The organism is Phyllobacterium sp. YR620 (assembly GCF_900104165.1).
GTDB lineage: Bacteria > Pseudomonadota > Alphaproteobacteria > Rhizobiales > Rhizobiaceae > Phyllobacterium > Phyllobacterium pellucidum.
The window spans coordinates 124,814-137,651 of sequence record NZ_FNJP01000005.1 but is presented as its reverse complement, the minus strand read 5'-3'; the positions used below and the strand labels follow the sequence as shown (position 1 = coordinate 137,651).

9 protein-coding genes are annotated in these 12,838 nt (G+C 54.8%); 2 read left to right on the top strand and 7 right to left on the bottom strand.

Going from position 1 to position 12,838, the window contains the following annotated elements; all coding sequences use genetic code 11:
* The first annotated feature begins 191 nt into the window (after positions 1–191).
* Positions 192–1,127, top strand: coding sequence for an NAD-dependent epimerase/dehydratase family protein (locus BLR72_RS16895; protein WP_091950494.1), 936 nt, complete (start codon positions 192–194; stop codon positions 1,125–1,127).
* 34 nt (positions 1,128–1,161) lie between these two features.
* Here the strand turns inward: BLR72_RS16895 and BLR72_RS16890 are convergent, their stop codons facing one another.
* From BLR72_RS16890 to BLR72_RS16860, 7 genes are all read right to left on the bottom strand, one after another.
* Positions 1,162–4,392, bottom strand: a complete 3,231-nt coding sequence (locus BLR72_RS16890) for a methyltransferase domain-containing protein (RefSeq protein WP_091950492.1) — start codon at positions 4,390–4,392, stop codon at positions 1,162–1,164.
* Between the two features lie 102 nt (positions 4,393–4,494).
* Positions 4,495–5,835, bottom strand: a complete 1,341-nt coding sequence (locus BLR72_RS16885; protein WP_091950822.1) for a glycosyltransferase family 4 protein — start codon at positions 5,833–5,835, stop codon at positions 4,495–4,497.
* A 524-nt stretch (positions 5,836–6,359) separates the two neighbouring features.
* The gene (locus tag BLR72_RS16880; RefSeq protein WP_091950490.1) at positions 6,360–7,196 is read right to left on the bottom strand and encodes a Stf0 family sulfotransferase; all 837 of its coding nucleotides are present in this window, start codon (positions 7,194–7,196) and stop codon (positions 6,360–6,362) included.
* Between the two features lie 391 nt (positions 7,197–7,587).
* Entirely contained in the window at positions 7,588–8,613 is a 1,026-nt protein-coding gene (locus tag BLR72_RS16875; RefSeq protein ID WP_210183738.1) for a LacI family DNA-binding transcriptional regulator, read from the bottom strand.
* A complete protein-coding gene (locus BLR72_RS16870) occupies positions 8,610–9,614 on the bottom strand; it encodes an ABC transporter permease (RefSeq protein WP_091950489.1) in 1,005 nt (334 codons plus the stop codon). The genes BLR72_RS16875 and BLR72_RS16870 overlap by 4 nt, the downstream gene beginning before the upstream one ends.
* Positions 9,601–11,169 carry a sugar ABC transporter ATP-binding protein gene (locus BLR72_RS16865; RefSeq protein WP_244506735.1) on the bottom strand — a complete coding sequence of 523 codons (1,569 nt, stop codon included), beginning with the start codon at positions 11,167–11,169 and terminating at the stop codon, positions 9,601–9,603. The genes BLR72_RS16870 and BLR72_RS16865 overlap by 14 nt, the downstream gene beginning before the upstream one ends.
* Before the next feature lie 61 nt (positions 11,170–11,230).
* Positions 11,231–12,118, bottom strand: coding sequence for a sugar ABC transporter substrate-binding protein (locus tag BLR72_RS16860; protein ID WP_244506746.1), 888 nt, complete (start codon positions 12,116–12,118; stop codon positions 11,231–11,233).
* Positions 12,119–12,543: 425 nt separating this feature from the next.
* Here BLR72_RS16860 and BLR72_RS16855 point away from each other — a divergent pair, with 425 nt between their 5' ends.
* Entirely contained in the window at positions 12,544–12,810 is a 267-nt protein-coding gene (locus tag BLR72_RS16855) for a DUF6460 domain-containing protein (protein WP_027230335.1), read from the top strand.
* Positions 12,811–12,838: the final 28 nt, after the last annotated feature.

Below are 12,838 nucleotides of genomic sequence, written 5' to 3'. Positions count from 1 at the left end.
TTTCCGAGGGCAATGTTTGACTAGGCGAATTCTAATTGTTTGCTCTCTAAGCATCTGGAACTCAAGTTCATAGGAATGATAGGGAACGAACCACGCCACCGGGGGGAAAGCAGTTTCTAGTCAGGCGGTCGCTTGCGTTATTTTCGGTGGTATTGCATGTGGAACTGGGGCCAAAAAATAGAAGTAGAGAGATGGCAAGATTTGTAATTACCGGTGGTACAGGTTTCGTGGGAGCTTCCTTGGCCAATGCATTGCGTGCACTTGGGCATGAGGCAATATTGGCGTCGCGCGGGCGCCATTTGCATGCCGAATCCCAATATTGGGTCGAATATGACCTTGTGGATGCTGCGACGGTTGCAAATATCGTTGAAGCGAAGCCAGATGGAATTTTCCATCTGGCCTGGTCCACTACTCCAGGATCGGCGGAGAACGATCCGGCCGCCGACGCCAAGACCAATCTTGGCGGCTTGCTAGCGCTCTTTCAACAGGTGACGGCGAAGTTGTCCGTGCCTGTCGTTTTCGTGTCGTCAGGGGGCACTGTATATGGCAAAGCAAGAACGCTGCCGATCACGGAAGATCATCCTCTCGATCCAGTCAGCATCTACGGTATTACAAAGCTTGCGGCGGAAAATTACGCATCCCGGTTCCGGCAGTTACAGGGTCTAGATGTCCGTATTGCCCGCCTGAGCAATCCATTCGGCGTATCGCAATCGATTGCCAAGCTGCAAGGCGCTGCAACTATTTTTGCCCGACAGGTTGTGCTGGGTGAGAAGGTGACTATTTGGGGCGACGGTAGCGTCGTTAGAGACTACATCGACGTGGCTGACTCCGCCAGCGCATTGATTGGAATTATGATGGCTGAAGTCACCGACGAGCATAGCATTCCCACATTCAACGTGGGATCTGGAGAAGGAGCAAGCCTGAACGAACTGTTGCGGATTATCGGTGATGCAGCAGGGCGCGAACCGAACGTCTCGTATGTCGGCGGGCGTGCCTTCGACATTCCTGCCAACATTCTGGACATTTCGAAGATTAAAAAAGCCACCGGTTGGCAGCCGCGCCAGAACATGAAGAACTCGATCCAGGAGATGGTGCAGAACTTAGCGGAGCGCTTAGACTCCCAGTGACGTCGGGCCCGGCAATGCTCGGCGCAACGTCATTTTAATCTTTCGAATGTTCAAGCTCCTCCTTATAAAGATGCTGATAGGCCGAGACCATTGCTTCAACCGAAAACAATGATGCGGCGCGCTTTTGATTTTCGAGACCAATTCGAGCGCATCTCTCTTTGTCTTCGAGCAAGTCAATGATGATCTTCGCGGTGTCCTCGACACCTGTGCCAAAAAACTCATCAGATCCGGCGATTTCTGGAAGAGCACCAATCCTATAGCCAGCAATAGCCAGTCGCTTCGACATTGCAAACGGAGCGACCTGTCCAAAACTTTCCGCCCAGACTGGAGCAATGAAAATAGAAAATCGATTGTACCAGTCGGGGAGTTCTTCATAGGGAACGTAACCAGTAAAGCGGAAATTTTGTCGGACCCCTTGTGCGTATGTCCTATTTATCCAGGCCTCAAGGAAGCTTCCCCCGCCGATAATATAAACCCGAGTGCGTGGACGACGCTTCACGACCTCTATGAATAAGTCGATGGCATCAATCGTCAGCTTATCCTTTTCGAGCCGATAAACCATGCCAATCGCGTTCTCAGCATCCTCTCCATCGTACGGATGAGAAAAGCGAGTCAAGTCTATTCCGGGGTAGACCACCGTAGCGAGCTTGTCAGACAGCTTACCTCCAAACTCCTTGCGAACATATTCGCTCACGAAAACGTATCGGTTAATCCGCGGTGAAATTAAAGGATCGATAGGCGTGTTGATGTTTTCGACGATAGGAAGATTTGGGAAGTCTTCAAGTTGCTCCATTACGGCCTTATACCAGAGGTCATCTGTCAGGCCCCAATAATGAATATGGACGAGATCCGGCCGCATTTCTTTCAAGAGCGACTGGAGGACTTGCATATTCGAGTAGGTGACTTGATGCACTGTCAGCCCAACGTGCTGCCCTGCCGGCCAAAGGGCCAAGGTTACGACCTCGTGTTGGAACTGATCTGACAGATGCTCGACGATGTCGATAATTAACTGGGTGGATCCACCGACGTGAACGTTGGGAATCACATGCAGCACCTTTGGCAGCGATGTCGGATCTTCGGGGAGATTTTTCGGCCGAACGACATAGGGAGCTACAAGGCCCTGCAGCGTACCGGTTTTCGCCTCTTGCTTGGCCCTATAGGCCTCATCAACGAGCAGTTCATAACGATTTTGCTTCGCGTTCCATTGAGGCTCGCATGCTGTCTCGTATGCAACAGGTTTGTGAAGTGGGACCGCAGGAGCGGACGAAGCGGCCGCAGGGCGCTTTTGCTTCAGAACAGCCCTTAGGTGCCGAATATTAGCGAGAGCTGCTCGCAAAGACGGAGCATGGCTAGCGAGGCGGCTTGCAAGTCTCCAGCGCAATGAGGTTTCGATTGTGTGGAGGCGGGAGCGCAGCGCCGCACGTTCCTCGACCAAACCCTCGTAGCGCTGTTGGAGGGACGCCGCTTCGGTGGAGATTTTATCCCGTTCCTCGACCAAACCCTCGTAGCGCTGTTGGAGGGACGCCGCTTCGGTGGAGATTTTATCCCGTTCCTCGACCAAAGCCTCGTAGCGCTGTTGAAGGGACGCCGATTCAGTCGAGATCCTATCACGTTCCTCAACGAACTGATCGTGGGTAGAGCGCAAGTGCTCATATTTCCCCTGGAGTGACGCTGCATCAGCAAGTAATGCTCGTTCCAATTCCGCGGATTGCTTATTCTCCGTGTAAAGCTTTATCTCGTGCTGATGTCGAGTAGCGATCTCACGAACTCGTTGCCTAATAAAGTCCGTTTCGTTGTCGTAGAAGAAAACCGGTTGCACTCTATCAAGAGGCGACATGCTACACAGAGCTATCCAAGCTGCAGGTGTTTTCGCTTTCGGACTCACATTCGTGTACATGGGAGCTATTCTGGCTGCAGGATTCGAAGCCCCGTTATCGCTAGAAATCGTAAGCGTAGAGCCGGACAGAATTTTTTGGTCCAGAATTATAGTATGTTTAAAGTTCGCTTTTAAAACATCAGAAAACTCGTCTAGTTCCATCTCTTTCAAGTGAAAGGGATTTTCGCCGTACAGTTCTGTGGTCTTCGGATTGGGCGTAGAGATAATCAACAAGCCTTGCGGCTTTAAAAGGCGCCGGAAATTTTTCAACAGCCTTTTCTGATCAAGCTCATCTAGATGTTCGATAACCTCAAAGCAAGTAACAAGATCGAACTGCGCATCAGAATAGCTGTCGCACAGATCGTCTACTTTGACAAATTCGAGGTTGAAGCGACTGTGTTCAGTTCGCGCGTATTCGAGAGCTCCGTCATCGATATCCACAGCGACGACATGATCCGCCACTTCAGAAAGTGCCTTCGCTCCATATCCGCTGCCACAGCCAAAATCGAGAACCCGCCTGTCGATGGAATACTGTTGGGCGAACATGTACCGCGGCAAGTGCTCGTAGGCCGTCAGTTCTGACCATGTCCCAGGAACATAACGTTCCTGCATGAAGCTGGAAAAATCGCTTCCCGTGGCGATCACTTTAAGACCAGCAAAACCTGCTAGTTTTTCGTTTCCCCGGCGATCTTCATCGTCGAAGCCCCGAACGGGGGCGATGTTCAACGGATGCTGCCCCTCCACATCGATGTCGCGAAAACGCAACCGCCTTAACAGCGTTTTGAACGTAAGGCCTGAGTAAGATATCAGATGGGAGGGCGGGGGTCTCAATTCCCATGCAATTGGATCGGCCAGTGCGGTCCAGGAACGGGCGTTGGCTGTGGTCACTGCGACCACCGTATCAGGACCGATCTGTCCTTTTGCGAACATCTCGTAGAACAAGGGATAAGGATCGCTCAAATGCACGATCACTTCAAGTATCAGAACTAGGTCGAATTTGTGAGGCGGAATTTCCTCGATTGTCTCCGTGATGAATATGCCTTTATGGCGTTGCTGGGCAATCTCGCGGGCATGGGGAGATGGCTCAACCCCGAAGCACTGCCATCCGCGTTGTTGAGCAAGCGCCAGACGAGTACCATAGACGCAGCCGATATCCAGGATCGATGGATTAGGATTCTGTTCCTCTACCTTGTCGATTAGTGGGACAAGCCATTCCGGCGCCTCATCATTGTGCACATCGCGCTCGCTGCCAATGAACAACTTGTTGTCGCGAGGAGGTGGTGCCACAAACTCCGTCGCGCAGGTATGACAGCGAAAGATTGTGTAGCCCTCAACTTCTACAACTTTCTCATTCACTGTCTGCGCGCAAATGGGGCAGTCATAGGACATTTCTAGACACCGATTGATTAAGAAGTTGCAAGTTCTGCTGACGTCCGAAGTAATCTCTCATAGTGACCAAATTCCTGGTCGGTCCTTCCGCTTAGCAATTCTTTAGCGCCACCGATTCGCTTTTACTTGCTCATACACGCTTACAACTTCCTGGGTCATCATCAAAGAAGTTCGATCATAGGTTGTCCGAAGGCTATTCGCCCGGACCAATCCGCGATTCTGCAGAAGCTTTGCGAGGAGGCGCTTCAAGCTGTTCGCATCCGATCTTTTGAAGGACCATCCGGAGATACCTTCCTCAATGAACTCGGTCAGGCCTTGGACATCCGATACGATGACTGGCGTATGCGACGCTAAGGCATTTAGAAGAACTAGAGGACTATTTTCATACCACGTCGATGGGATGGCCAGCAGATCAAAACTGCTCATTATCTCAGCCATCTCACTTGGTGGAAACGTGCCCCGGAATTGAACGTTGGAGCCTGCTATAGATCGCAGCTTTTGCATATAAGCAACGTCCTGATTGGCCGGTCCATAAATATCGAGTCGGGCCTGGGATGTCGTAAAGTCCCGGACCGCTGATACTAGAAGATCAACACCCTTGTGTGGGGCGATCTGGCCGATATAGCCAATGCTGATCGGGCTCTGGGGATCCTTGATAGGCTTTGGGCGCCTAATGATATCGACTCCAAATCGGCTGAGATGCAACTTCTTCCGATCAAATCCGTTAGCGCCGTAAGCCTCAAGGAGGAAACGTGAGGGAGCAATCATTGCGTCGTAGTGGGTATATGCGCGCTTCAGGACATCCGGTCTAACAACTATATCATGGATCGCTTGCCCTCCATCCCCGACCGGATCGAATTTCAACCCATTGGCTACGCTTAGCGCTAAGCCGGAAGCGGCCCAGCCCATCGGGACGTTAGCAACCTTCCGCGCTATCGGATGATTGGCAGCTTTCAGATAACAAGCAATGCAGTTACTGCGAAGCAGGTTCGGCCCGGCGCACAAGGAGCCGCTCGCCGACTCGAGCTTGTTGTTAAAACAGAAGCCATAAAAATCAGTCAGCGTGGCAACCAAGGGGATGTTGCCGCGCACGACTTCCTCCAGAAGCACTGCCGTGTGGTTTACGAGATGAGTGACATGAACAACATCCGGTTTGGTTTCCTCCAATATCTGCCGGAGATATGGACGCGTCTCCTCTTGGAAATACGTTTCGGCGATGCGCGAGTGTGGGACGTGGTTCTTGTCGAAGGCGATAACTTTAACGCCGTCATAGGTGTACGCGGTAATCACCTGATCATTTGACTGCTCTCCTTGAAAGATTCCGCAAACGACCGTTACTTCATGACCAAGATAGATGAGATTCTTGGCCAATTGGAGTGTGTAGGTTTCAGTTCCATAGAAATGATCTGGGAAAAAGCAATGTACAAAAAGGACTACTCTCAAATCAGGCTCCTTCTTGGGAACAATGACCCGTCCTTGCATCCCTCGCAGATCAACGTGTCAAGCGTGTGGAGCACTGCGCGGACGTTCGTCCTGCTGGCATCGCGTTCCCTATCGAATACCCTATCAGATTTGTCAATGTTCAATTCTACATTCAGAGTGCATCCCTACGAACACGACCGCGATCGCGTCTATAAGAAGCGCGTCATCTGACGTCCGGTGAAGGAATGAAGAGTGATAACGACACGATCGGCGCGATGATCGCCTACCGCAATACCTTGTGTCCCCTTGTTATGCCAGAAACTGCAGAAAACCGATCTCGAGCAGCTGGCAGCCACGCTCGGACGAAAATCATGGCTCTATGCGCCCGATTTGGTGCGAAACTTCGATGCTCGAACTGCGACGCGACATCGGCCGATCTTGCATTGCGCCTTATGGCGGGGTGCGTTTTAATCGCGTAGTTCGGATGGACATCAGTACGCTACCGGAGCTCTGTGGCAGAAGCGAGTAGGGCAACCATCGCGATGTTATTTAGGTGGCTCGTCGAGACGATCGAGGCGTCCAAGGTCCCCCGCCTCCTTAACAAACCTCTCACGCCATTCGTTTGTCCGTTCGTCGCGCTGAACGACCATTCGTGGTTTCAATTTCAAATTTCGATTCAAACTCTCAGATACAAGATCGCCGACCTTCGTGAGATAATGCTTTGGGTTAACTGTAAAATTCTCATACAATATATGGACAACGGGTGCGTTATTACGCGCAAAGTATAAAGACCATCGCGCTCGCGCTGTGATTATTTCCTGCAAGCACCTTTGAATTTCAACGATACTGAATATCGGCTCCTTCTCGGATGGCATGTGACCGTGAAACTGCCCCGACTGGCGCGCCCGCGACAAAGATATTGCCTGACTCAAAAGGTCTGCCCGAGTGAGCCTGACAAAACTTGGATTAGGAAACGCTTTTGAAAACTTAAGCGTTGGACTGATAAGGTCGAAATGCCACGAGTGCAGTTTGACGGCAAAGCAACCGTTCGGGGTGACGCCGACGCGATGAGCTATCTGTATCTGCTCGGCAACTTCGCTCGGGTAGTCTTTAACGAACGTACGCATCCAAGGCGTATTGAAGTACTCCGAAGGGCGCCCAAGAACGCCGGTCTGCCCCATCATCTCACAGAACAATTCGCTACCCGATCGCTCCTCGGAGGCCACAATGATTGTCTTGGTTGGGTTCGCCGCTCGGGGATGATTTTGAAGCCAGGACTCTAAAGTGAGCCCTCCGATCTTTCCGAGATGTGGATGCCAATCTTCTCCGGGTTTGGGACGATTCTTCAACTGCGTAAACAAACGTGGGATCAGGGCTGCCATGCAAAATATCTCAGCTACTGTTGGCAATTAACGTGTCCGCGAGAAACGTCGGCACATCAAGAAACACACCTATCAGCGCTACTGAGGTCGGGCCACCCTCGTGCCTTGCCCGGTCGCCGGCGGGTATCTCGATGCACCTCTCGCCCCGGACCCGGTACACGACGGCCTACGCAAAGGCAATCTAAAGTTGTGCACCAAGAGAAATTTCGGACAGCGCGTTTACCAGGGCAATTTTGGATGATTTTTAAGGAGACGAAGATCGACCCACTAGATAATGGGTTCAGGAAGGTCTGGCAGTATAAGTTCTTGAATATGCACATACCGATCCAGCTTCCCAAGCTGAATACGAGGGTTCGATTCCCTTCACCCGCTCCAAAATCCTAAATAACCTCTAGTCGCGCGCCGCAGTCGAATTGCGCACCACCAGCGAAGCTTCCAGCAATTCGTCGTCGATGGGAAGCGGGCTGGTGCCGGTCGTCAGCGCCACGGCGCGCGCGGCAATCTGTTCGACGGGCTGGCGGATCGTTGTCAGGCGCGGCGTGATGAGTTCGGCCAGCGGAATATCGTCGAAGCCGACGACGGAAATATCCTGCGGCACTTTCAGGTCGAGATCGTTGGCGGCGCGCATCAGACCGATCGCCTGCTGGTCGCTGGCCGTTGCAATGGCGGTTGGGCGCTCGCCCGGCGCCCGGTCGAGCAGCATGCGGCCCAGCGTTTCGCCGGATGCATAGTCGAAATAGCCTTCGAGAATTTCCGGCGTCACCCCCTCGGCGGCAAGGGCGTCGACGAAGCCGTTGCGCCGCTCGCGTGAAACGGGCGCTTCGGGAGGGCCGGCAATATAGGCGATGCGCCGGTGGCCAAGGGTAAGAAGATGCCGTGCGGCAAGGCCGGCGCCGGCGGCATGATCGACAGAGATCAACGGATAGCCCGCAAAGCGCCGGTCCACGGCAACGGTTGCCACATTGCTCTTCCAGCCCTCGGAAGCGCCAAACTGGGTCGGAACCACGATCAGCCCGGTCGGATAGCTCTTCAACAGGCTCTCAATCTGGTTGAGCTCGATCCTGGGGTCTTCATTGGTGATCGACAGCAGCACCGAAAATCCCGAACGTGACGCGATCGCCTCGACATGCTTGGCAAGTTCGGCAAAGAACGGGTTGGTGATATCCGGGATGACCAGGCCGATCATATCGGTGCGGCTGCGGCGCAGGCCGCGCGCCACGCCGCTCGGTCGAAAGTTGAGTTCGCGAATGGCTGCAGTCACTTTCTCGCGCAGGGCCGTGCCGACGGTCTCGTTATTTGCAAGAACGCGCGACACCGTTCCGACCGAAACATTGGCGCGTGCCGCAACGTCCTTGATGTTCACCACTTTCGCGTGCGTCTTGTGTTTGGTCCTGTCGGGCGCGTCGGATGCACTCATGCTTTGGTCAGTCTTTCGCGGTATTTGTCGAGTATCACAGCGAGGATTATCACAAATCCGGTTATCATCTGTCGCATAAAATCACTGAGGCCAAGCAGAATAAGCCCATTGGCGAGAACGCCGATAATGCAGGCGCCAAGCAGCGTTCCGACGACGCTGCCGCGCCCGCCGCTGAGGCTCGTCCCGCCAATGATGACGGCCGCAATCGCATTGAGTTCGAAGCCGATGCCGATGATCGGGCTCGCGATATTGAGACGGGCCATATAGATGATCGCGCCGATGCCAACCAGCGCTCCGCAGATAGTGAAAGCGGCAATCTTGTAGAAAGAGATGTTGTGGCCGGCGAGCCGTGCCGCTTCTTCATTGTTGCCGATACCATAGAGCACGCGGCCAAAGACGGTTTTCGCCAGCACGAACCAGGCGATGGCGACAAGCAGCAGCGCGATCAGGAAGAGCACCGGCACGCCGTAGATCGTGCGCGAGCCGAAGGCATTGAACGCTGCGGGAAAGGAGTAGATCGTCGAAGCGTTCGTTACCTGCAGGGCCGCGCCGCGCGCAATATTGAGTGTGCCGAGCGTGACGATGAAGGACGGTATCGCCCAGTAGGCGCTGATGAAGCCGTTGAAAAGGCCAAAACCGATCCCGGCGATCACAGCGCTGATAACGGCAAGCGTGACGGCAAGGGCCGGGTCAAGCCCGGGCAAGGTCATTACGGTGCCTGCGACGACGGCGCAAAACGAGAGCACCGAGCCGACTGAAAGATCGATCCCGCCAATGAGGATGACGAAGGTCATGCCGATCGAAAGGACGAGATTGATCGTCACCTGTGTCAGGATGTTGGTGATATTGCTTGCCGTGAGGAAGTGCTGGGTCGTCACCGAAAAGACGATGATGAGCACAACGAGCGCAAGGCCGATGCCCGCCTCGCGCAGGACCGTCTTCGATACTGCGGCAAAATCGGCTCGCCCGGCAGGGCTGCGGTCGATATCAGTGCTGTCCATGGCGGCGTTCATCCTTATAGGCGAGATTCAATATATGCTCTTCTGAAAAGTCCCTGCGCGCGACCTCGCCGGCAATCCGATGCTTCGACATGACGAGAATGCGGTCGCACAATGTTATCAGTTCGGGCAGTTCCGACGAGACAATCAGAAGGGCAAGACCTTGCTCGGCAAGTCCGCGCAACAGCGCATAGATCTCCGCCTTCGCACCCACGTCGACGCCCCGCGTCGGCTCGTCGAGCAGAAGCACCCTGGGCTTGTTGGCCAGCCACTTTGCCAGCACCACCTTTTGCTGGTTGCCGCCGGAAAGCGTGGACGCAGCATCACGCGGACTTCCATATTTGAGCCGCACCTCGCCGCCGAGGTTTTGGGTCAGGCGGCTCTCCTTGTTCTTGTCGACGAGGCCGAGGCGCGAGACATCTTTCAGGCTCGCCAGCGTCACGTTGGCGGCGATCGGCATGGAAAGAATCAGGCCTTCTTCCTTGCGGTCTTCGGTGACGAAGCCGATACCGTCCGCGATCGCATCGCCTGGATTGCGATAGGAACGCGGCGCGCCTTCCCGCTGCAATTCTCCCGAGACGGCGACATCCGCGGCGAAGATCGAGCGCAGGAGTTCGGTGCGTCCGGAGCCGACGAGCCCGGCAATGCCGAGCATTTCGCCATAGTGCAGATCAAAGGATACGCCCTCGGCATATGGCGAGGCGGGGTGGCGCAGATTGCGCAATGACAGCGCCGTCTTGCCGCCGGTATCGACGGTCTTTTCAGCTGCCATGGCTGCGGCAAGTTGCCGGCCGACCATGTTGCTGACCAGTTGCTCGGGCGTCGTCGCGGCAATATCGGCGGTCATTACGGAGGCGCCGTTGCGCAGCACAGTTACCCTGTCGCAAATGGCGAAGACTTCCTGCAGATGGTGCGATACGAAGACGATGGCAACGCCCTTTGCCCTGAGGCCGGCGATGATGGTGAAGAGGCGCTGCGTTTCTCGCTCGGTCAGCGTTGCTGTCGGTTCGTCAAGGATAAGGATGCGGCTCTCCCCCATCAACGCACGGGCGATTTCCACAAGCTGCCGGTGCGCCACGCCGAGCGATTCAACCGGCCGGCGCACGTCGACGTCAGCAAGCCCGATGGCATCAAGCGCTTTGCGGGCCTTGGCGTAAAGGCTGGTATAATCGACCATGCCGAAATGCTTTCGCGGCATGTCTTCAAAACAGATATTCTCGGCGACGGAGAGGTAAGGCAGGAGATTGAACTCCTGATGCACAACCTGAATACCTGCCGATTTCGCATCGCCGGGCGCGTGCGGATCATACGGAGCCCCGGCGAGTTCGATCTCACCAGCATCGCGCTGGACGATCCCGCATAGAATTTTGATCAATGTGGATTTGCCGGCGCCATTCTCGCCGACAAGAGCATGGACCTCGCCGGCCCGCAGAGCGAAACTGACGCCGTCGAGCGCAACGACCCCGCCAAACCGTTTGCGTACGCCGGAAAGATGGAGCAGGGCTTCGGCGTCCGCGATTGGGCGGATACCGTCAGGCATCGTCTGATTGTTTTCCATGTTGGGCCGCCTCTGTCTCCGGCCGCACCCGATCAGGGCGCAGCCGGAGTTCCAGAACTTTTTACTTCACGTCGTCAGACGTGACGAGCTTGATATCGGTCTTGACCCAACCCTCGAGCGGCTTGCCGCCCTTGAGCACGCCGAGCGCCTTGTCGACGGCGTTCGCAGCCATTTCCTGGCCGAACTGATCGACGGTGGCGAGCATCTTCTTTTCCTTCAGCAGCGGCTGCACGGCGGGAATATTGTCAAAGCCAACCACTTCGATTTTGCCGGTCTTGCCGGCAGCATCGATTGCCTTGACGACACCGAGCGCCATGGAATCATTGGCCGCCATCACACCCTGGATGTCGGGATGGGCCGTCAGCATGTTGGAAAAGAGGGTGTTGGCTTCCTCGGTTTCCCAATGTGCGGTGCGCGAATCGAGAAGGTCGAGCTTTCCGGCCTCAACCGAATCCATGAAGCCGAGCTTGCGCTGCGCTGCATTGTCCGCGCCGGGGTTGCCGTCGATGATGACGACCTTGGCGCCCTGGCCGAGCTTCTTGGCGAGAGCATCGCCCGCAAGCTTGGCGCCGCCGCGATTGTCGGGTCCGACGAAGGCGAGTGTCAGCCCTGCTTCCTGCTTGGCCTTCTCGTCAAGGGAAACGTCGAAATTGACGACGGTAATGCCGGCGTCGACCGCGCGCTTTAGCGGCGGCACCAAGGCACGCGAGTCGGCGGGGGCGATGACTATCGCATCGACCTTTTCTGTAATGAAGCTTTCGACAGCGTTGATCTGCGTCTCGATATCGGTCTCGGACTGCATGCCGACAGCCTTGAGCGTGTAGTCGCCGCGCTTGGCCTCATGCGCCTTGGCGCCTTCGAGCATGTTCTTGAAGAATTCGTTGGCGAGAGACTTCATGACGAGCCCGACGACGGGCTTGTCGTCTGCATGACTTGCAATCGGAACCATAAGCGTTCCAGCGAGCAGACCGGCCGCAATAATCTTGGAAAATCGCATAATATTCCTCCCAGAATAAGACGTGGTTTCGCCAGGTCCTCCGACAAGGCGATGAAACGTTTCACCGGATTCTCAGCAAAACAATTTCTGTACGGAAATGGGCCATATTGCTTCAAGCTTGTCAATATGAAACGTTTCATTGCTGCAGCGCGTCAATTTTATGAGCCAAGTGAGAGGAGTTGCATAGAAGACGGGTTGCACGACCGCATCGCAATCGCAAAACAGTTTCTACCGTCTTCATCGCTACAGCGCCATGTTTGCGTGACAAGCGGTTGCCGCGACACGCGATGCAGAGCATGGGTTATTCACCACCTTGAACGCTATTCCGTATCGCCGTATGTCATTGCCAGCGCAGACAAGTATGGACCGGAGAAAACATGTCGGATGGAGTGAACCGTTTCCTGGGCGATACGCCCGCCCGTGTTCTCATAAAGCTCATCATCGTTTCGCTTGTCGTCGGTGTGGTCATGAGTGCATTCGACTGGTCTCCGATGGATATCCTCTACGGCATCGAAAATTTCTTCCGCCGCATCTGGAATCTGGGCTTCGGCGCGATCGAACGCTTCGCAGGCTATTTCCTGCTTGGCGCAGTCGTCGTCATTCCGTGCTTCATCCTGTTGCGGCTTTTGAGCTATCGTCGCTAAAACTGCCAAACCGTGTGGTTGAGCCTTT

What these genes read in the sequence shown, in the direction of transcription:
- BLR72_RS16895 (WP_091950494.1), top strand. Translation starts at nt 192, where the DNA reads ATGGCAAGATTTGTAATTACCGGTGGTACAGGTTTCGTGGGAGCTTCC.
- BLR72_RS16890 (WP_091950492.1), bottom strand. Translation starts at nt 4,392, where the DNA reads ATGTCCTATGACTGCCCCATTTGCGCGCAGACAGTGAATGAGAAAGTT.
- BLR72_RS16880 (WP_091950490.1), bottom strand. Translation starts at nt 7,196, where the DNA reads ATGGCAGCCCTGATCCCACGTTTGTTTACGCAGTTGAAGAATCGTCCC.
- BLR72_RS16875 (WP_210183738.1), bottom strand. Translation starts at nt 8,613, where the DNA reads ATGAGTGCATCCGACGCGCCCGACAGGACCAAACACAAGACGCACGCG.
- BLR72_RS16870 (WP_091950489.1), bottom strand. Translation starts at nt 9,614, where the DNA reads ATGGACAGCACTGATATCGACCGCAGCCCTGCCGGGCGAGCCGATTTT.
- BLR72_RS16865 (WP_244506735.1), bottom strand. Translation starts at nt 11,169, where the DNA reads ATGGAAAACAATCAGACGATGCCTGACGGTATCCGCCCAATCGCGGAC.
- BLR72_RS16860 (WP_244506746.1), bottom strand. Translation starts at nt 12,118, where the DNA reads ATGGTTCCGATTGCAAGTCATGCAGACGACAAGCCCGTCGTCGGGCTC.
- BLR72_RS16855 (WP_027230335.1), top strand. Translation starts at nt 12,544, where the DNA reads ATGTCGGATGGAGTGAACCGTTTCCTGGGCGATACGCCCGCCCGTGTT.